Annotated in this window: 16 protein-coding genes; 6 read left to right on the top strand and 10 right to left on the bottom strand. The window is 40.6% G+C overall.

What is annotated here, in order from left to right; genetic code table 11:
• Positions 1-104: 104 nt before the first annotated feature.
• Both WDB87_RS05340 and WDB87_RS05335 read right to left on the bottom strand, forming a co-directional pair.
• The gene (locus WDB87_RS05340) at positions 105-3,245 is read right to left on the bottom strand and encodes an efflux RND transporter permease subunit (RefSeq protein WP_337849300.1); all 3,141 of its coding nucleotides are present in this window, start codon (positions 3,243-3,245) and stop codon (positions 105-107) included.
• An 11-nt stretch (positions 3,246-3,256) separates the two neighbouring features.
• Positions 3,257-4,441 carry an efflux RND transporter periplasmic adaptor subunit gene (locus WDB87_RS05335; protein WP_337849299.1) on the bottom strand — a complete coding sequence of 395 codons (1,185 nt, stop codon included), beginning with the start codon at positions 4,439-4,441 and terminating at the stop codon, positions 3,257-3,259.
• A gap of 290 nt (positions 4,442-4,731) precedes the next feature.
• On the opposite strand from WDB87_RS05335, the gene WDB87_RS05330 reads away from it, so the two are divergent.
• Positions 4,732-7,242: a zinc-dependent metalloprotease gene (locus tag WDB87_RS05330; RefSeq protein ID WP_337849298.1), complete on the top strand. Its 2,511-nt coding sequence runs from the start codon at positions 4,732-4,734 to the stop codon at positions 7,240-7,242.
• 49 nt (positions 7,243-7,291) lie between these two features.
• Here WDB87_RS05330 and WDB87_RS05325 read toward each other — a convergent pair whose 3' ends face one another.
• The 4 genes from WDB87_RS05325 to WDB87_RS05310 form a co-directional block, all read right to left on the bottom strand.
• Positions 7,292-8,080 (bottom strand): PhzF family phenazine biosynthesis protein, encoded by a 789-nt coding sequence (locus WDB87_RS05325; protein WP_286245630.1) that lies wholly within the window; start codon positions 8,078-8,080, stop codon positions 7,292-7,294.
• A 20-nt stretch (positions 8,081-8,100) separates the two neighbouring features.
• A complete protein-coding gene (locus WDB87_RS05320; RefSeq protein ID WP_337849297.1) occupies positions 8,101-8,574 on the bottom strand; it encodes a pilin in 474 nt (157 codons plus the stop codon).
• Entirely contained in the window at positions 8,571-9,395 is an 825-nt protein-coding gene (locus tag WDB87_RS05315; protein WP_337849296.1) for a hypothetical protein, read from the bottom strand. Before WDB87_RS05315 ends, WDB87_RS05320 begins: the two co-directional genes overlap by 4 nt.
• Positions 9,396-9,466: 71 nt before the next feature.
• Positions 9,467-10,081: a PQ-loop domain-containing transporter gene (locus tag WDB87_RS05310; RefSeq protein ID WP_337849295.1), complete on the bottom strand. Its 615-nt coding sequence runs from the start codon at positions 10,079-10,081 to the stop codon at positions 9,467-9,469.
• A gap of 286 nt (positions 10,082-10,367) precedes the next feature.
• Between WDB87_RS05310 and WDB87_RS05305 the strand changes: the two genes are divergently transcribed.
• Positions 10,368-11,501, top strand: coding sequence for a PepSY-associated TM helix domain-containing protein (locus WDB87_RS05305; protein WP_337849294.1), 1,134 nt, complete (start codon positions 10,368-10,370; stop codon positions 11,499-11,501).
• 48 nt (positions 11,502-11,549) lie between these two features.
• Entirely contained in the window at positions 11,550-12,695 is a 1,146-nt protein-coding gene (locus WDB87_RS05300; RefSeq protein ID WP_337849293.1) for a tetratricopeptide repeat protein, read from the top strand.
• A gap of 67 nt (positions 12,696-12,762) precedes the next feature.
• Here the strand turns inward: WDB87_RS05300 and WDB87_RS05295 are convergent, their stop codons facing one another.
• From WDB87_RS05295 to WDB87_RS05280, 4 genes are all read right to left on the bottom strand, one after another.
• A complete protein-coding gene (locus WDB87_RS05295) occupies positions 12,763-15,582 on the bottom strand; it encodes a TolB family protein (protein ID WP_337849292.1) in 2,820 nt (939 codons plus the stop codon).
• Between the two features lie 413 nt (positions 15,583-15,995).
• Entirely contained in the window at positions 15,996-17,540 is a 1,545-nt protein-coding gene (locus tag WDB87_RS05290; protein ID WP_337849291.1) for a PH domain-containing protein, read from the bottom strand.
• Positions 17,533-18,066, bottom strand: a complete 534-nt coding sequence (locus WDB87_RS05285; protein WP_337849290.1) for a PH domain-containing protein — start codon at positions 18,064-18,066, stop codon at positions 17,533-17,535. Before WDB87_RS05285 ends, WDB87_RS05290 begins: the two co-directional genes overlap by 8 nt.
• 31 nt (positions 18,067-18,097) lie before the next feature.
• Complete coding sequence (locus WDB87_RS05280) at positions 18,098-18,949, bottom strand: D-hexose-6-phosphate mutarotase (RefSeq protein WP_286245639.1); 852 nt, start codon at positions 18,947-18,949, stop codon at positions 18,098-18,100.
• Between the two features lie 422 nt (positions 18,950-19,371).
• Between WDB87_RS05280 and WDB87_RS05275 the strand changes: the two genes are divergently transcribed.
• From WDB87_RS05275 to WDB87_RS05265, 3 genes are all read left to right on the top strand, one after another.
• Entirely contained in the window at positions 19,372-19,854 is a 483-nt protein-coding gene (locus tag WDB87_RS05275) for a MarR family winged helix-turn-helix transcriptional regulator (protein ID WP_004586011.1), read from the top strand.
• 101 nt (positions 19,855-19,955) lie between these two features.
• Positions 19,956-21,275 (top strand): carbohydrate porin, encoded by a 1,320-nt coding sequence (locus WDB87_RS05270; RefSeq protein ID WP_337849289.1) that lies wholly within the window; start codon positions 19,956-19,958, stop codon positions 21,273-21,275.
• 128 nt (positions 21,276-21,403) lie between these two features.
• Positions 21,404-21,802: a YbaN family protein gene (locus tag WDB87_RS05265; RefSeq protein ID WP_055015526.1), complete on the top strand. Its 399-nt coding sequence runs from the start codon at positions 21,404-21,406 to the stop codon at positions 21,800-21,802.
• Positions 21,803-21,843: the final 41 nt, after the last annotated feature.

Raw genomic sequence — 21,843 nt, 5'->3', positions numbered from 1 at the left:
AAACCTCGCGCCGCGATTTAATCACCCCTAGATTGAACAAATTTCAATCCGCAAAGATCAGCACGCCCTAAAAAACCAACTCGCTAGAGTTGGCTTTAAGTAGTTTAAGATGTTTGATTTATAGGTGTTTTTCGCCTAAAAATTTTTCGAAAAACCGTTTTAAACACGTTACCAATATCGCCTAAAATTATGTATAAACACGGCACCAATATAAGGGTAATTAGTGTTGCAAACATAACGGCAAAGCCTAGCGCTACTGCCATAGGGATTACAAACTTAGCTTGTAAGCTGGTTTCAAACATTATAGGCAGTACCCCTGCAAAGGTGGTAATTGAGGTTAGTAATATTGCCCTAAAGCGCGCACAACCAGCCTCTATCACCGCGTTTTTAACGCTTACACCTTCTCGGCGTACTTGGTTTACGTAATCGGTCATTACCAGCGAGTCGTTTATAACTACGCCGGCCGCGGCGATTAAACCAAAACCCGACATTAAGCTAATGTCTAAATCAAACCAAAAGTGACCCCAAATAGCTCCCGTTAAACTAAACGGAATAACCGACATAACAATAAGCGGTTGGGCGTAACTTTTAAGTGGTACGGCAAGTAATATATAAACTAAAATCATGCCGCCTACAAAAAACAGCAACTGCTCATTAGCTTGTGCTTGTTGCTCTTCTATTGCGCCACCAAGTTCTGATTTAACACTTGGGTATTCCTCTTTAAGTTGTGGCAGTAAATTTTCTTTTACTTGCGAAACAACTTCGCCAGGCTCTATAACTTCTTCATCAATACTGCCGTATACATAAACCGTACGATAACCACCCTCACGGCGAATATAACTAATACCCGGCGTTTCGGTTAGCTCAACTACATCACCTAAAAGCACTTCACGCCCTTGCGGTGTGGTTACCACTGTGTGTTTTAGCGATGAAAACGCTTCGCGAGTCAGTTTAGGGTAACGTACCATTACTCTTACTTCTTCGCCGTTACGTATTACACGCTGCGCTTCGCCACCATAAAAACTGGCTCCCACTTGGTTTGCAATGTTAGCAAGGTCGAGCCCTAAATCGTAAGCCACAGGTTTTAAGCTCATTTGCACCTCTTTACTAGCAGGGTCAATGGTAGAGCTTATATCAAACAAGCCTTTTTGTTGCTGCAATAGCTGAATAAAACGACGCCCGGCAGCGTTAAGTGTTTCTATGTCTGATCCAAATAATAAGTAGCCAAACTCACCTTCTCCGGTGCCGCCACCGCCGCCAACATCATCTTCAATAGTGAGTGATTTAATACCAGCAATGGTTGGCATGGCTTCTCGCCAGCGGCGTGAAAGCTCAAACGCGTTATAAGGGCGTAAGTCTTCATCCACCAACGGCGCAAGTAACTGAGACTCCGTTCTGCCTTGGTTAAATACCAGTACATCACGAATTATTTTTTGGCCAAATTCACGCTCTGTTTCTTCATCAACTCTTAACACCATGGCTTCTACTTCACGAATAGCTGCAATAGTTTGTAAGTCAGACACATTGTCGTTCATTTCTATATGAATTTGCGGAAAATCATGTGGCACTTTTGGAGTAGGTACAGTGCGTACTTTATTTGATGTGATAAGCGCAATACTTATAAAAAACATAGCAATAAAGCCAAACAATACTGTCCAGCGCCAGTCTACACAACGCGATATAAAACGCTTATAAGGGCCATTTACAAAACCAAAAAAGCGCGTATTAAACCTATCGCGCCAGCCGCCTTTTTTAATAGGTGAAAAGTGCGTGTGGGCAATGTGTGCCGGTAAAATAAGTTTTGACTCAACTAAGCTAAATACTAAACACAGTATTACTACTACAGCAATCGCGTAAAAAAAGGCACTTTCTGGCCCACTCGATAGTGTAAATGGGGCAAACACAGCAATAGTTGTTAATACACCAAATGTAGCAGGGGTTGCTACACGGTTTGCACCACGGACAACATTCTCAACTCCGCCTCCGCTTTTTTCTACCTCAGTATAAGCGGCTTCTCCTATTACTATGGCGTCATCAACCACAATCCCGAGCACCATAATAAATGCAAACAACGAAATTATATTAATGCTTATACCAAATAACGGCATTAGCATCATTGCCCCTAAAAAGCACACCGGTAAGCCAATCATTACCCAAAGCGCTAATTTAAAGCGCAAGAATAACGAAAGCATAATAGCGACTAATATTGCCCCTTGAAACAAGTTAGCTTTCATCATATCAAGGCGCGCATTTAGGTAGTACGTCATGTCCATTAATGGCTCTAACCTAACACCCGGTGGTAGCTGGGTATTCTTTTGCTCAATAAAGGCTTTAACCGACTCAGCAACCGGAATCATGTTTTGATCTTGCGTAGCCTTTACCGACATATACACTGCGTTTTCGCCATTAAACTTAAAATAGCGCTCGCCTTCAGTAAATTGGTCCTTAATAACGGCAATGTCTTGAAGCAACACTTTAGCGCCGTATTCACCTATTTTTACCGGAATTTGTCTAAACTCATTACCAGAGTAATACTGGTTTTCAACCCGAACAGAAATAACCCCCGCATCGGTTGTTAATTGCCCCGCCGAAAAATTAGCAGAGTAATTACGCACAGCGTTCATTACATCGCTCAGGGTTAAATTATATTGGCGCAACGTATCTGGGTCGATTTCGATGGCAATTTCATCAAGAGGCACATCGTTTTCTACCAACGACACGTTTGATAGCTGTAATAGCTCATCTTCAATTTGATTGGCAATGGGTTTGAGTTCTGTCAGCGGCAAATCGGCAACTAAGGTCATCCCTATAACGTCTTGCCTAAACTCAATCTGACTTATGGTGACCGGTTCCATACCCGCAGGAAAGGTTGCAATACCATCAACACGCAGCTTTACCTTATCAAGTACATCGGTAAGCTCTGCATCGGTGTTAATTTCAAGGCTTGCTCTACCGCCATTTCTAAAGGCGCGGTACACGCCCTTTTTAATTTCGGTCACATCCTTTAGTGATTCTTCAATTTTTATAAGAATGCTTTCTTCAATTTCTTGTGGTGAGGCACCGGGGTAATTTGCCTCAACATTAATGTAGTTAATTTCTACATTAGGAAACATCTGGCGCTGAATGGTAAGGTAGCTAATAATCCCCATAATGATGATAAAAACCATCATTAAGTTTGCTGCAACAGAGTTGTTAGCAAAGTAAGCTATTAACCCTGTTTGTTTTTTTTCAATTGATTCACTCATTAATTTACACCTTACAACTGTTGCGCATCAGCGCTACTTTCGGTGTTTGTATTAGCGTTACTCGGCTCGCCCATGCCAGCCACTTTAACTTGCATGCCCTTTTGTGGGTACTCTGGTAACGTGGTAACCAACTTATCATCGGCGTTCAGCCCGCTGCTAATATAAAAGTACTCGCCTTCTTCTCTCACTACGGTTACTTTGCGCGGCTCAAGCTCTTGGTTTTCGTTAACTATCCACACTGTTTGGTTATTAACTAATGATTGCGGTAAACGGTAAATATTATTAAGCATAGCGCCTGCAAAATTAACCTGTACGTAGCTGCCAAATTTAATTGCCGGTTGCTGTGTTTTTAAGCCGTATGGGTCTTCAATACGTACCACTAAGCTGCTCATGCGCGTCGCGTTATCTACAATACCTAGGTCACGGTCAATCACGCCTTCACGTGTAAAACTGTTTAACCCTTTTTGAATAATAGTGGCCTTAATGCCCTTAATTCGCTCCGGTAAAAATACGCTATCAAAACCAGCAATAGGAATAATAACCTCTGCTGTTTCTATATTATTTAAATCAGCCACTTGTGCACCCATAGCCACAAACTGGCCAACGCCTACATTACGGCTCACTACTAACGCATCGTATGGGGCTTTTACATCGCAGTTTTCTAAATCGCGTTGTGCTCTTTTTAATGCGGCTTGCGCCGACTTAACCGCTGCTTGGGCGCTTAACACCTGCGGTTTACGTAAAAATAAGTCTGTACGTGCTTTATTCGGAAAACGCTTTGCTTCGTCTTCGGCTACTTTTGCCTGCGCTTGCTCTTCAATTAAAGCAGCTTTGGCACGCGCTAAATCGGCTTCGGCAACTAAAACGGCTGCTTCGTAGTTATCTTTTTCAATACTAATCAGTGTATCGCCACGCGAAACCACGCCACCGGCTACAAAGCTAGGGTGCCAGCTAATTACTTCGCCCGACACCTGCGCCGCCAACTGTGTGTTTTCTAATGGTTTTATTTCGCCGTAGCTGTTTATTATTACTTGGTGATTATTAGCTTCTACAGGCTCAACTTGCACGGTGGGTCGTGTATCTACTGCTGTTTTATTTTGATCTTCTTGTGCAATAGCGTTTATTCCCATAAAGCCCACTACACCAATGGCTAATGCTACAAATGGGAACACCCATCTCAGTGAATTTGATTGCATATCCTAATTACCTCATATTTCTACTAACACTATAATAACAGAGCGCAATAAAACATTAACCTGACATTTGTAAGCAACTGTTACAAATCAAATTGGGCACTGAATTTAGCTGTGTACCCGTTAACAAACACCTGCTACTCATCGCATTTATTATATTTTGTTACAAACTTTTACTATTTAAAATCAACAAATTACAAGTTTAGGCTATTATTTCATCGAGAACATGTGCGAACAGTTTTTAATTTACGTACAGTCACCCTTAATAAATAACAGCGAAAAAGATTATTACAATGAAATTAACAACCCTTGCGCTAACACTGAGTATAGCGCTAAGCGGCCACGCAGTGGCTGATGATAAAAAAGAAGACAAAAAAGTAAAAACCCTGAGCGAAATGGTCGAAGGGCAAACCGAATTTTCAGGTATTTTTAATTTATACCAAGACCAAAAAACCGGTGAGCACTTAATGGTGATCACCGAATCGCAGCTTAATACCCCTTTTGTATACTTTGCCCATACAGTCGACGGTGTCACTGATGCTGGGCATTATCGCGGTGCCTATAGAGAAACTAAGCTTATTGAGTTTAGAAAATACTTTGACCGCATTGATATAGTAAGCAAAACACCTCGCTATAAATTTGATCAAAACAGTGCCATTGCCAAAGCAAGCAATGCCAATATTAGTGAAGCCGTTTTAGCCAGTATTAAAATAGAAAAAGAAGAAGAAGGTAAAATAGCCTTTAAGGTTAACAAGCTATTTTTAAGTGAGGCGCTACACAAGGTATCGCCAACACCAAACCCAGCCGATAAAAACGCTAAAAAACGCTTTAAAGTAGGTAAATTAAATACTAAAAAGTCGCGCATTGTTAAGCAGCGCCCCTACCCAAACAACTTAGATATAGTCGTTGATTACGTATTTAGTAATGCCAGTCCCACCGTGCGTGGTACAAGTGCCGTAAGCGACCCGCGCAATGTCTCTGTAAAGGTGCAGCACTCTTTTGTTGCATTACCAAAAAACGACTATAAACCACGTAAAGATGACGCACGCATAGGCTATTTCACTAATCAATTTGATCTAATGACCTCTACCGACTGGGCGCCCTATGAGGATGTTATTAAGCGCTGGGATCTACAAAAGAAAAACCCCAATGCTGAACTTTCTGAGCCGGTAAAACCAATTACCTGGTGGATAGAAAACACCACCCCTGTAGAGTGGCGCGACACAATACGCGATGCCGTACTTACCTGGAATAGCTCGTTTGAAAAAGCCGGTTTTAAAAACGCACTAGAAGTAAAAATACAACCCGACGATGCAACGTGGGATGCTGGCGATATTAACTACAACGTACTACGTTGGACATCATCGCCAAAACCGCCCTTTGGTGGCTACGGGCCGGCTCTTGCTAACCCGTTAACAGGCGAAATACTTGGCTCAGACATTATGCTTGAGTTTGTGTTTATGAAAAACCGCTGGATTTACGATACGCTTTACACACAAGGCACAATGAGCCACGGCGAACACTTACATACAAGTAGCGATTTAAATTGCTCACTAGGTCATGAAATTCAACAAAATCTATTACTTGCTAAAGGCTTAGCAACAGGTGCCTCGATTGATGACAATGAAATGATTCGCCAAGGTTTAACTCAGCTAATTCTTCATGAAGTAGGCCACACACTAGGCTTAAACCACAATATGAAATCGTCTATTTTGTGGGATGAAAAAGAGGTTCATGATAAAGCTAAAACCCAAGGCATAGTGACAGGCTCAGTGATGGATTATGCACCCGCTAACATCGCGCCAATAGGTATGCAGCAAGGTGATATTTTTCAAACTAAGCCAGGCCCTTACGACGATTGGGCTATTAACTACGGTTACAGCACTGCCCTTAAAGATGAAGCCGCAGAGCGCGCACGTCTTGATAAAATACTTGCCCGCTCGAGCGAACACGCGCTTGCCTTTGGTAACGATGCCGACGACATGCGCGCGCCAGGTCGCCATATAGACCCACGCGTAATGATAGGCGATTTATCATCAAACCCAGCAGCCTATGGTGCCGATCGCATGGCGCTCATCAATAAGTTATTTACTGAGTTAAAAGATAAAGCCACAGTAAGAGGTGAGTCTTACCAACAGCTAGTTACCTCGGCAAATAGTTTATTTGGCCAGTACCGCTCACAAGCAGGCATTGTTTCTCGCCAAATTGGGGGCGTGTATGTTGAACGCGCCGTAGTCGGCGATACAAGCGCCGAAAAACCCTTTACACCTGTGCCACTTGAGCGCCAAACACAAGCCATGAAAATACTTGCTAAATATGTATTTGCGCCAGACGTACTCACTAGCATGCAACCACTGTATAACTATTTACAGCAACAGCGCCGTGGCTTTAACCATTATGGTAAAAATGAAGACCCGAAAGCGCACAAAATGATTTTAGGCATGCAAAAAACAGTACTTGCGCAATTGCTGCACCCGGCTGTTATGCTGCGTATTTCAGATACCGCACTGTACGGTAATGAATATAGCTTAACGCAATTTATGGACGACCTAACTGCCAGTATTTTTGTTGATAGCAAAGAGAGCACGTCTATTAGCCATAATCTACAAATAGAGTATGTAAATCAGCTTATTGCTATTGCAGGCCTGGGCAAAGCCAGTAAGCACGACAATTTGGCAAAAACTGCCGCGCTCTATCAGCTAACACAAATAGCTGATACAAGCATAGGATGGGGAGCCGATACAGCAACTAAAGCGCATAAAAAGTATATTGATCACTTAATTGCTAAAGCGTTAGAAGCTTAATTAACTAAATCAAAAAGGCCACGTTATACGTGGCCTTTTTAATGCTTATTTATAAATAAATTGTGCCTTTTAAATACCGCACAGCGTTACCGGTTAACGTGACTGTATCCTCGCCTACTTCACATTGTATAAAACCACCACGGCTTGAAGCCTGATACGCGTTTAATTTATTTTTACCTAATTGCTGCGCCCAGTAAGGGGCAAGGCCAGTGTGAATAGAGCCCGTAACAAAATCTTCTTCGCCGCCACTTGCTGGCCAAAAATAACGAGACACAATATCGTACTCAGCAGAACTCGCAGTAGCGACCACATCAAGTGGATATAAGGTTTTCAATAAATCAGACTGAGTAGTTAAATCATGAATTTGCTGTGCATTTTCGTATATAGCAAAATATGCTTGGCGATTTTTAAGTACCTTTACTGGTTGTATAGACAACCCTTTGAGCAGCGCTTCTGGTATAGCTTGCACTTCATCCGGCGCTTGCTTAGGAAAGGTCATAGTAAAACTACCATCGCTATTTTTATTAACCATAAGCTCCCCTACAGCCGCAGCGTTAAAGCGCACTTGGCTAAGATTGTGTTGCTCGCATAAAACATACGCAGCAGCGAGCGTAGCGTGGCCACAAAAATCTATTTCCATTAATGGCGAAAACCACCGTATTGCAAAACTGCCGTCTGCCTGAGGGCAAGTAAATGCAGTTTCAGACACATTATTTTCAGCGCCAATATTGAGCATTAACTCATCACTCAGCCATGACTCAAGCGGGATCACGGCCGCGTAATTGCCTTTAAATAACTCGCTTGTAAATGCATCAATTTGATGGATGGTGAGTTGCATAGGTTAACCCTCTAAATTAGTTATAAACAGGCCGAAGGTAATACATCTTTAGGTACAGTTGTTTTGTTTTCGCCAACCGCTTGCATCCCTACAACGGGTTCATCAAAACCGCACAACCATGCAATAGGGCTTGTGGGACTATTAGTAACGACTGCTGGCCTAAATGTTAAAACTGTATTTTGCAAAAGCTGCGAGGCTTTATTCCCCAAGCTAATGTTAATTGCACCGTTTTCTATAGAAATACCTGTCACTCGATTTCCTATTAAATATTTACTTTCAGGCACATTTGCTTGTTTATTATTTTTAGGAAACTCTCTGTTTTCAATGTAATACGTAGTTACGTCTTCTCTAATTACTGCGGCCATAGCAAGCGGATCAACAAGTTCAGCTTTTTGCATATATTTACTGTATTGCGGTAAAGCAACGGCCGCCAAAATACCAATAATAGAAATCACCACCATCAATTCAATTAGCGTAAATCCTTTTGCCTTCATAACACTTCCCCTAGCATAAAAATTGGTTGATAAGCCGCTTTAACAAATAAGTAAATAGACACAATAATGACTAAACCATACAGAATAACCAGCTTATTAATAAAGCCTTTAGCCTGCAAATTAAATTGTTGGAACTGCTGCAGAAGTAACACTTTAAACTCTTCATGAGTTTCTAAACCTAACGCATCACACTTAGCCAAGTGCTTAGTTTCGGCTATTGAAGCGTTTTCATCCTCTTTGAAATTTACCGCAAAGTTAAGCGTTATCATTAGTCGATCGTATTTCTTAATTAAACTGCGGGGAAGTAAAGCTTTTGATAAACCAGTAAAAGGCTGCGAGTCGGTTAAAGCGCATGCATTTTTAATTTTAAAAATTACTATAAAAATAATGCTTTGCAGTAAAACCAATAGAATAATTGGCACATACCAATAAGAAAAGTAATTACCTAAAGTATGCGCAGAAGAAGCCATATGATTGCTATATATCTCTACAAATGTAGGAACTACAAAAGACTGATATAAAAGCGAAGAAAAAACATAAATAAGAAAAACAGCAGTTAAATAGCTAAAAATGCCTTTTTGCTCAAATTTATACCCGCTAACTAGCTGCGGTACACATTGATAATGCATGGCTTGTTTTTGCAAAAAATCAGCATCTTGCAGAGCAAATTTTGCTGCAAGGATATTGGCTAATTTACTGTCTGCATATTTATTAGCATAAACGGTTAAATACGATTGTGTGGTTAACTCTTCTTTTTGTGCGCCACTTAATGTTTTAGAACTATAGACACGGCAAATGTAGCCAAACTGATTCCAATTCATACTTTATCCTTTTATTTGATAAAGTAACTTGCCACATATTTAGCACAATATAAATAGAAGACGATTGTTTTTTAAGCCATTGCTGGGCGCATTTTATAATATTGCATACACGCAAATTGCACGGCATTTGTAAGTAGCAACATAACAAACATTAAAATATGCGAGGTGCTAGGCATAACACTGCTTAGCTCTACAAATAAACCACACATGCCTGCTACAAACTGCAAACTAAAGTAACGGGCGCTTAAATTGCTAATATTGCCACTGCGCAAGGTTTTATATGTTTGCGGCATAACCCGCACTGAGCTCATTACCAGCCCCACGTATGTAAGTGCATTGAGTACCGATGAGGTTTCTAGGCTTTTATTTAGCAGCAATAAAAAAGGCAATAACGAAAAGCCAAGCATAGCTACAAGCTGTATACGTTCAGCTTTTGCGGCGTTATAGCGTGCAAAGTAATATAAAATTAAGCCACTTAATGCCCCAGTTACAAAAAATGGTAGAGCAATAAAGTAGCGTTCAAAATAAATATTGTAAGTAATAAAGTAGAGGCTTTGCGCTAAACCAAAAGTCATCATTAATAGTGATAACCCCGACACACTGCGATTCTTTCTAATTTTGCTCAATAGCGGTAAAAAGCTAAAAACTAAAATAAAAGCCGACAAAATAGGTAGATAGTGCGCCAAAACAACCTCGCTCGTTACTTAAATGTTAATATAAAACCCGCCTGAAACAATAAATAAACACATGTTTTTAAAAGGGTTTTAAAGTGAGCGCGCATTGTAATGATGAATATATTTTACTCAACAAATTAGCGTAAACCTATATTAGGCACTGGCAAGATAGCTGTACAAAAACCGTTACTTTAATTGAACACTAAAGCAATTATTGTGTATTCATCGCACAACTATGAAATAAAACTGATAATTGTTATCATACGCAGGTCTGTGGCAATTACACAAAAAATAAACTATGAGAAAAACACTTTTTAAAATTCACAGCTGGGTAGCCCTTATAGCGCTTATTCCGCTGCTTGTTATCAGTATAACTGGTAGCGTTTTGGTATTTAAAAGCGAGATTGACGGCTTATTAATGCCAGACAGTCACTTTGTTGTACAACAACAAGCCAACCGCTTACCTATTGATACACTTATAGAAAAAACGCAAAAAGCCTACCCTGAGTACGTGGTAGGTAGCTGGGAAATATTTAACGATGATACGGCTGATCGGGTTTATTTAATTAAACGCGGTACAGAGGACTGGTATAAATTCCATTTAGATCAATACACAGGCAATATTCTTTCGGAGCCAGTAGGCACCAGCCATTACTTTACCGACTGGTTTTTAGACTTACATTACACCTTTTTACTTAACGATTTAAAAAGCTTACCAGGGCAAACTGGCACTGTTTTAGGCTTCTTTTTTGCGTTGTTTTTTTTAGTACTTGGGATTACAGGTCTTATTATTTATCGTAAGTTTTGGCAGCGGTTATTTAGTGTACGCTGGCGTGCCACACTGCAAATAGTGCTTAGCGACATTCATAAAATGACCGGTGTAATTGGCTCGCCAATTATTATAATTTTAGCCATCACTGGCGGCTACTTTAACGGCGCTGTGTGGTATCACGAAGTAATTGAACACGCAGAAGAAGAGCACTTTGTATTAACTAAAAATTTATACAATGAAGAGATTTCTTTTCAGCACGTACTTGATGACAGCCAAAAGCAAATACCCACCTTTAATGGTACGTTTTTAGTCATGCCACTTGAGCCAGACGAAAATATAACGTTATTTGGTGAAGTTGATACCAGTAACCCGCTTGCCAGCGAATATGCCAATACCGTTACTTACAACAAGCTAACGGGTGAGCATATGGCAAACTGGGACATCCGCGAAGTGGGTGTAGGTTGGCAAGTAATTGATAGCTTTAGAAAACTTCACTTTGGTTATTTTGCAGGTCTCATTAGTAAAATAATTTGGTGTGTTATTGGTTTAAGCCCTGTTTGGCTTGGTGGTACTGGCTTTTATTTATGGTTTACTCGCCGTAAGCGTAAAAAACAGTCTCAAAAAAACCGCTTAAGTAAACATCGCACTGCAAGTGCTTGATTAAAAAATCACCTCACTGTAATGTTAAAAATCACAGTGAGGTGATATATGAAATATCTAGTTTTTACACTTAGCCTTTTTTTAGCTGCCTGTAATAGCACGCCGCCTGCAGCGCCCATTAAAAAGGTGCAGCTAACACACGTAATTAACCACTCTCTTTTTGAGCAGGTTAAAACACCTAACGAGCACAGCATTTTTGAGCTCCCAAAGCCCGAAAAAGAAAAGTTTTTAGCATACGCGCATAAACGCTTAAATGAAGTTCGCGCTGATGAGATTATTTTTAACTACCTAGAAAGCCAACTTACCAACTTTAAGTACCACGGCGATACACTAACATCAAAACAAGTTATTGAACGCACACAAGGCAACTGTATTAGTTTAGCTGTATTAACACAAAGCTACGCCACGCTTTTAGGCCTCGATACCAGCTTTCAAGAAATGACCAGCGAACCTGTGTATGCCAAAGAAGGTAATTTAGTCTACATCGCCAATCACTTTAGAACCAAAGTTTATGCGCCAAAAGAAGAAACAGATGATAACTATATTGTATTTATCCGCCCTGGCACGTTAATAGACTACTTTCCCACACGTGGCAGCTTTTATTCAGGTAGTGCGACGTATAACGATTTACTCAGTAAGTTTTATAGTAACTTAGCCGCAGCGGCATTAGCCAAAAACAATCTCAATAAGGCTTACTCTTTAATTATGCAAGCTAACCGCTTTACCCCAAACGATACAGAGCTTTTTAATATAGCCGGCGTGTTGCACCGCCGTGCAGGCGATTTAAAAAGCGCTCACATGATTTACCAAACCGCGCTTGATAGAAACGATATAAGTATAAATTTAATTAATAATTATCGAATATTAGCAAAAGAGTTGGGGGATAAAACACTAGAAAATCGCCTAACAAGCCAGCTTGTTGATAAAGAAAAAGACCCCTACGAGCTACTCGTTATTGCTAAAAATAACGTACATCAGGGCAAAATAACTCAAGCTAAAAAACAACTTGAACTCGCTATTGCAAAAGCCCCTTATATATCGGAGCTTTATTTAGAGCTGGCTAAAATTCGCTACCAACAAGGTAACACAGCGCAAACACAAAGCTTGCTTGAAAAAGCCATTCAGTATGAGCGCAATAAAGAAAGGCTAAACGTATATCAAGCTAAGCTTGCGTCGCTAAACAAGCACAATTAACCACCAACACTTTAAATTAGTTTAAACACAGCTTTTACTAATGCACTTATTACATAAAGCAATTTACTTAAAGCGAGTAGTAAAAGCTAAACCAGCCGCGCATTTCATCCTCAAAGCTATCGCCCTCTACGCGCGATAACCCCATATTGAAGGTTAAATCGTTCACACCGGCTGGGCCTAAACCAAAGCTAAAATTGCCTTGATACTTTAAGCCATAACTTTGTGCGTATACCGCATCATCTACTTGGTGCTGTTTGTAATAAAGCCACGGCATGCCTTCTTTAAAGCTAAAACCGCCGCCATAACCCATGTAGCGCTCAGCAGTGGTGCTATAAAATGGCAGCTCTGATGAAAGCACAAACTCACTATTTTGATGCTCGCTAATTAGGCTTGAGCTAAATCCGCCTAGCGCTAAGCTGCTATTGTCGCGCTGCTTTTGAGTAAAATTAATATAAAGCGGCACATCAAACGCTTTACCAAATACGTTGGCCGCTAAATCGTAGCCATGCCAATTATTGTTTTTACTGCTGCCATCGTAATACAGGGCATTAACACTTTGCCCTATCGCAAATGCTTGGCGGTCGTACTGCCAGCTTTGGGTAATGCCTATACGCGCCCATTTATTATAGTCTTGCTTATAATCGGTATAGTTAAAGGCAAGCTCTGGCGTTAGGCTAAACGCCGCGTATTTAATAGGGTAACTTAAGGCTGCAAAACCACCTCGTGCAGATAGATCTGCATTTTCGCTCGCTTGGTATTGCTTTGCGGTATTTAAATCATAATCAAATACACTCAATTTAAGCTTAACTGGCAATGCATTGTATTTTGCCTGGGCGTACCCACCGTACAAAGCATCATCATTTAAATCAACACTGTAGCCCGCTTGAAGGTCTAACTGCTTTAGTAAGTCACTGCTTTTAATATTGATATTTAAAGCACTTGTAGCGGCTGAGTTATACTGTGCGCCTAGCGCTAAACTTCCATGCTGATCAAGCACATCGTAGCTGCTTTGTTTACCTACATTTTCGCTATATATTTTTGCTTTAGGCAACGTGTACTGATCCACCAAAAGCAGTGGCGCACTATTATCCAGTGCTAAATCAGTAATTATTTCGCCCTCTGCTGTACTCGGTAACTGCTTTACATTAGGCCCATCAGCAGTAATAGATAAATAAAGTAATGCCCCGTCGCTTGTTTCTAGCGGGTGAGCAACGGCTTCTTGGCCCTGGGTAAGTTTAGTTAATGTGCTACTAGCAATATGGTAGCTATAAATATCAGTTGATCCTTTTAAGCCGGCTACAAAGTAAATTTTTTCACCGTTTTTGCTAAAGCTGGGTTGGCTTAGGTATTGATACCCGTTTGGCATAGGCACGGCTTGGCGAGTATTATTGGTAATATCTTGTATATACAATTGCCAATTCTCATTTAAATTGGCTGATACATAAGCTAATTGGGTTTCATCAGGGCTTAAAGTTGGGTAGTCGTAGGCTGTTTTTAAGCTTTTTGTAAATAAAGGGGTCATGGTTTGCGTGGTTAAATCTACTTTTACTAACTCTGAGTAACCACCGCGTACTTGCTCGGCGTAAAGGGTTTCGCCATTACTTGTAACAGTAAAACGACGTAAGCCAGCAAGTTTAGTTAACTGCTCAACGTTTCCGGTTTCGGTGTTATAACTAAAAATATCAGACACCTTGTTATAAATACCCGTCTCTTCACGTGTATAAGCATTAAAATAAAGCGTGTTGTTATTTACCCATTGTGGATTAGCAATACCTGCTCGGTTAATTTGATTTAAAACGTGTTTTTGCTCACGCTTAAATACGCTCGGGGCGTTATCGGGTATATCCAATGCATCGTTTTCTAATAGCGCTTTTTGTGCTTTTGTAAATTCATCTTCAGCTTTAGTGTTATCCTGCGTGCTATAAATAATAAGCTTGGTTTTTTTATCTTTATCGCGCTCAACAATCGCAAGCTTACTGCCATCTTTTGAAAGTGCAGGGTTGCTTGCATATAAGTTAAGCTTTAACCACAGCTCGCTGTTAAGTGCAGGTTCTGACTGCTCTTTTGCCATTGCTTTATAGGTATATTGCGCAATAAAGCGGCCATATAACTTAGCCGCACTTTGGCCAAATATCCCCGTAAAGGCCTCGTTAAAATCGCGCTTTTTAACTGCCTGCATACGTGTCCAAACGGCATCAAGCATTTGCGCTGAATACGTTTGCTCTAGCCAATATAAAAACCGGCTGCCCATTAAATACGCCATAGAGCCTGCCATAAAACCGCCCTCTGTGGCGCTTAGTTGGCTATAGCTAGGCAGTGCCCCTTGCTGAGCAAACTCAATTAGCATAGCTTCGGTGTAATTATCAAATAGCCGCCCTCGGCCCGTCATTTTTGACTCAAGTAAGGTTGCATAACCTTCGGCTACCCAGCGCGGCATATCACTGTAAGTTAAGTCGTAAATATCCCACACACTGCGTATTTTTTGCTGCCACGTATTGCGCGTTGGCTGCGCTAAATGCACTAAGTGAATATATTCGTGCAATATGAGTAATTGCTGCCAACCACTAATATTAGAAACGACCGTATCTGATTGCGGGGGCGTGGTAAAAAGCGCCATTAAAGGGTTATTAGAAGTAGGTAAAGCAAAGCCGTTAGGCGCATTTAGGGGATCAAACACCACTACATCAACTATTTTATCGAGCGCTCGATTTTGCTGCTCAAGCACTTTACTGCGCACTATTTCTAGCTCAGCCGCTGTCGATTTAGCATAATCGGCATTTTCGATGCTGTAATGCACATTAAAGTGCTCGGTATGAATAGTTTGCCAATCAGCAGCTAAGGTCGGTGTGGCTAATAGCAAAGAGGCAGCAATGAGTGATTTTTTCATAATAATCCTTTAAATGATTGATAACACTTAGAGTATTATTAAACCAGCTAATGTTGCAGTAAAAAAATGTAACAAAGCTTATGAAAGTGTATATTTTATAAGCTTTAAATTAAGCAACACCTTGATTATATGAGGTATTTATAACGCCGTTAACGCTTTACTAGGCAACCTGAAAAGGCTAAATATTTAATACCAATCCGCAATAATATTTAATCATTTTCAGGGGCTAAACGTGTCGCTATCTGCGTTAAAAATGCTCATTTACGACTGCATGGATGCAGAAGGTAGAGCAATGCAGGAGCCATTGCCGAGAGCAGCTAAATAGCGAATTTTTTGCCTGGCTATCAACACGTTTATCCACCCTCAAAATAGATCACTTAATTGTGCAAGTTGGTATAAATCGATTGGTATTACTACATCCAGCTACGCTCAGTTGACTCTGCCTGATAAAGCGCAAAATCAATTATATAATCAGCATCTTGCTGCTTTATATAGGGCATAAAGGCAAACCCTGATGCAAGTTGTATATACAGGCTTTTAAGCCCTGCGCGGCGCATAAAGTAGGTACTAATACTGCGTGCACTTTGTGCTTTATACAACTCAAACACACGGTAATGCACACCTATCAGGCCTTTGCGTACCACCATGTAAAAACGGCCGTTGTCTTCATGCAAATAATAACCATAACGCTGATAAGCAAGTGTCACTAATCCCGCTAAAATCAGCAATACCCCCAAGCTAAACCAAAGGTTAAAGCCACCTAAATAGCACCCAAGCAACACAAAAGCGCTTGGAATTAATGCATAAAAACTCAAATTTTTATAAAGTAGAGCACGCTCTGCGCCGTTAAACTGCAGTTTTTTGCTATTAAACCACGGATAAATCCATTGGCATACGCTATCTACCTGATCGCTATTTAAAACGGGTAATACTAAGGTTTGTTTATTTTTTTTAGCAGCCACGCCCGCCGCTATACCACCGCTACTTGCTTGCAAGCACTCAACGGTAAAACGCTTTAGTAACCGCCCCATTAGGTTTTGTTTTATAACTATAGATTGCACCTTATCCATACTCATAGAAAGCTGATGGCGCTCTAATAAGCCAGCAATACGTTTAAATTTTTGGCCTTTAAAGTAAAGCTCAAAGTTATAAAAACGAATAAGCGACATGCCTACCGACAACATCACCGCCAATAAAACGAGTAAGGCAATAAGCGTGATCATGGCAAAGGTTGCAGCACTGGCCAGTAGGCCAAGCTCTTGCTGATAAAAACCCTCTACCTTAGCAATAATTTGCTGCTCTAAAAAATCAACTAATACATTTATAAAAGGCGCAATAGCGGCCATTGCTAATATAGCCATGTTCGACATTAAGCCAAATTTAGCAATTTCTTTATTACTGATTCGTAGGCTATTTTCCGCTTCAAAATGCTCGCTTGAGGTGGTTTGCTCGTCAGGTTGCTGCTGCGCTTTAAAGGCAAAAATTTGTTTACGCATTTGCTGTGCATAGGCTTTGGTAACACCTGGCAATACCGCCTCTTGAGTTACGCTGCCTGCGGCATCAAAAATACAATTAACCAAATTAACGGGGGTAAAATAAAAGGGCTCAGCAATATTTACGTTTTGCACGCGCGAAAATTTTAACGTTAGGCGCTCTTTTTTAAACACCCCTTTGTTAAGCAAAATTTCGTGATCGTCGCTAATGCAAAACTTAAAATTTATGTAATATAAAATTGAATATATTAGCAGTACCACTAACGCAATAGCACCTGCTACTTGCGCCCAAAACAACTTGTTTTCTACTTGTGTAACAAACACCACAAGCATGGGCAGTAGGTTTAAAAGCCCGTCTTTTACAAAGCGCACGCTAAAATACACCACAAAATACAACACCGCCCAAGGCGACACTTTTTGCCAATGTAGTGAGCTACTTTGCTCCTCGCTAATGCTATTATTCATTGGTTAATTCAACCTGCGCGGGTATGCCATCTTGACGATAATTTTGCACAAATTGGCGTATATTTTTACACTGCTCGTGAGTTAAGCCACTTATTTGTAAATCAGCACTGACCCCGCCGGCACTAAATAACTTTAAACTGGCTAACTTTAGTTTTCGCTCAATGGGGCCTTGGTGAATTTCCATATGCTGGACACGCGCGAGGGGTAAAATAGTTATTTGCTGCCAAATAACCCCTTTTTTAAACGCAATATCGTGATTGCGCAGCGCAAAGCCCTGCAGCTTAATACTCACGGCGTTATAAAGCATTGAAAACAATATTAAAATAGGCACGCCTATCAGCAAGTAAGTTTGTGCTTTGTTAGCAAACGCTTCGTTAAAGTAACAAACAGCAAACAGTACCGCGCAAAAAGGAATGTAAAACGCCAACCAATTAAGTTGCACGTGTAGTAACGCTTTATCGGCCAAGGGGTTGAGCTGTATTTCGCTATGTTTTGGTAAATCCATTACTTGCTGATTATTAAACACGATTTTAAGTACCTTTCCTATTTACTGGCTGTTAAGCCCAGCTGATCGTAGTAACTAACGTATGGCTTTGTTTAGGCTCTAATGTCACGTTATCTTCTAACACATTGGCGGCTTCTAAACACACCATGCTTAGGTATTCTTCGTCAGCAAAATTAGATAAACGCTTAGATTTTTCTATCCATGGGTTCCACAGCACACACGAGCTTGAGTTCTCACGGCTCACATTAATAATGCCTTCAGGGGTATGAATGTGCTGCAGCAACGCGGCCTGTGTGTACACCATATCGGTTTCGCGGGTAAAGTTAACTAGTTCGTTTTGAGCAAAAGGCCCTTCGCCAAATTCAATATATTGCGCGCCTTGCAAACCATCAACAACCGTATTTTTAATATCAGAGGTAGGAAAGTAAGTATGCAGCGCTTGAGTATAACTAAATGTAGTGTTACTTAAATTAGTGGTTGTTAATCGCACTTGTAGTTTATCAGTTAAAACAAACTCAACCTTTACAGCCGATTGATGTGGCCAGTACGTGGTATTTACCAACTTCATTGGTAACTTTAAGCTAATTGTTATTTGTTCGTCACTTTCGTGCACTTCGTCAGCTTGCCATAAACTAGTACGTGCAATGCCATGTGCTGGCCAATTTGGGTTTTCATGGTTACCAAACCAAGGCCAACAAATAGGAATACCACCGCGAATGCTCACCCCCTCTTGAAACGTCTCGTTTTTAGACACCCAAATAAGTGGTTTGTTATTTTTTGGAATAAACTCGGTAATTTGCCCGCCTTGCAAAAATATTTTTGCGTCACACTTTGAGCTCGCTACATTTATAAACTCTAGGCCGGTTTCGCTTTGTTCAATGCTAACTGATGGCGATAATTTCATGTTTTTCCCTACAATACTGATATTAAAGATTTTTAACATGTGCATATAAACAATAATGCATGTGTAAAGTATACGCTATACTCTTTTCAGGGTGCATAATTTGTTCATTGGCGATTAATACATACACAGCTAACTTACAAACAATTACTAATTAGCAACAGCTGTTATGAATAATACTAAAGTCTACACCATAAGACTTGCCAATTATTCTCAACATACGTAGTGTGCGCACCACAATGCAAACAATATGCTAATAACATTTAATAAATTCTAAACAAAATTAAACTATTTTAGTTTCTGCTCAAACTAATAAAAACCAATGAGCATGGGCTAAAGCTTAATTTATTATTTGAATTCAATTTATTTGATGTGTAACATTTCGCGATTACGGCACACCTTTGGCCCATCGACGAGATAAGCAAATGCAAAAATATGACGAATTATTAGTTTCTTTACGTAAAGTAATCCGCGCGATTGACTTACATTCTAAGCAGCTAAATAAAACATCAGGTTTAACAGGCCCACAATTGCTTATAATGCAAGAAGTAGCGCACACCGATGGAATAACGGCAAGCCGTATAGCTCAGAATGTTAACTTAAGCCCGGCTACTGTTACTAATATTCTTGATAGAATAGAAAGCAGAAACCTTGTAACACGCGTTCGTAGTCAAATGGATAAACGCCGAGTGAGCTTATACCTCACCGAGCAAGGGAAAGAGTTACTAGAAAAAGCACCTCAGCCACTGCAAGAACACTTTATTGAAAAGTTTTCTGCACTTGCAGAGTGGGAGCAAAGTTTGTTGCTTTCATCTATGCAGCGCGTTGCAGCAATGATGGATGCTGATAAGTTAGACGCATCACCTCTGTTAGAGGTAGGCGCGTTAACTCAAACACCAAATAAATAAAAAATAAAAAAAATAAATTTAAATTAGTTCTTACATCATTCGTAAGGGGCTTTTGAGCACCTTGAATTTTTTATTTTTTAATCAAAATCTGAGCATCAACAATGACTAAACTCTCAAAATTAACGCTAGCACTTATGCTTGGCGGTGCAGCAAGCACAGCTCACGCAGCCGATCTCGACACACTACAAAGCCAATTAAAGCAACTAAAGCAACAAATGCAGTTGCTTGAGCAACAGCTTGCTGATGAAAAGTCAAAGCAAAGCCAAATCAACAAGCAACACGAGCAACAAGTTGCCGAAATCAGTAAAAAGGCCGACAACAAAGAAGTTGTTGTTGCACAAGCTGCGCCTGAACAAGAAGACGAAGGCATTAAAATTGGCGGTGCCGTACGCTTTAACTACAGTACTAATTCATACGATGAAGACACGCAAGACCGTGGCGGCGATTTAGACTTTGAAGTATTTCGCCTTAATCTATCGGGCGAAATTAGCGATATTTCTGTAAATGGTGATTTTCGTTTTTACGATTACATGACCATTGTTAAGTATGCATACTTAGGTTACGAGTTTACAGATGGCTGGGAAGCGCAAGCCGGTATTGCACCTGTACCGTTTGGTAACGGCCCATACAACTCACACAGCTATTTTTTTAGCACTAACTACTACGTTGGCCTAGAAGACGACTTTGATTTAGGTGTAACAGTAAACCGCAAACTTAAAGACAACTGGAAACTAGATCTTGGCTTTTTCAAAAATGATGAAGTAGGTGGTGTTGATGGCAGCTCAGAAGTTAACGAACGTTACTCTTTCGATATTGTAGGCAGCCGTGCAACAACCGAAGGCACATACGACGCCCCAGGTTCTCGCCTTGGTGAATACAACACCTTTGCTGGTCGTACAGTGTATCAAATTGAGCATGGCGAAAACGCTAAAACCGATATTGGCGTATCACTACTAAGCGGTGGTTTGCACGACGGTAACGACCGTGCGGGTAACTACGGCGCGTGGGCGTTTCATGTAAATAGCCAAATTAATAACTGGAATATTCAATTTCAGCACGGCGAATACGACTACGACCTAGACGACAACAGCAACCGCTTTGTAGTTGGCGCATTTGATTACTACGATACCGTATCAAGCGAAGCCACAATGACTAACTTTAACGTAGCATACGACCTATCGGTTGATTTAGGCCCAGTAACAGGCGTGCAGTTTTACAACGATTACGGCATTATTTACGACAAGTCTGACGACAGTGCAGATACATGGATGAACGTAACCGGCATGAGCGTATCGGCCGGTGCATTATTTACGTACTTTGACTTTATTCAAGCGCGTAACCAACCATTTATTGGCGGAACAATTATTGGTGATGGCGACACAGAACGTCGCTTTAACATCAACGTAGGTTACTACTTCTAAATAACTAAAGCATAATTAGTATTTTAAAAGGGCAAACTAAGTTTGCCCTTTTTTGCATTTATAGGGTTCGATTTTATAATTATTTGGCCTACAATCCTAACTAACAACCATTACTTAAAAGAGCCTAAGTGAATATAAAAGCAGTATTTATTTGTTATAAAAACTTATGGCTTAAAGCACTGGGGTTACTGTTAGTGGCCCTTGGCATTATTGGTATTGTGCTGCCCGTTATGCCTACCACCATTTTTTTTATTTTAGCGCTTACCTGCTTTACTCGCTCTTCCCCTGCACTTGAACACTGGCTACTTAACCACCCTCGCTACGGCGTTACCTTACAACAATGGCAAGCGCATAAAGTGGTGCCTGTAAAAGCAAAATGCTACGCCGCGATTGGTATGTTAATTGGCTTTGTGTTTTTGCTTTACTCGAGCGCCCCTGTTTGGGTAATTTACCTTGTTGGTGTAATTGAAATAGCCGTTATGATTTACCTAATTTTAAGGCCCTCACACCCGCCTAGCGCTAAATAACCGCGCTTTTTGCGTACACTCACTATTTTGCCAATAACTTT

The organism is Pseudoalteromonas sp. C12FD-1 (genome assembly GCF_037414265.1).
Classification (GTDB): Bacteria; Pseudomonadota; Gammaproteobacteria; order Enterobacterales; family Alteromonadaceae; genus Pseudoalteromonas.
The sequence above is the reverse complement of the archived record's forward strand: the minus strand, read 5'-3'. Positions and strand labels throughout refer to the sequence as shown.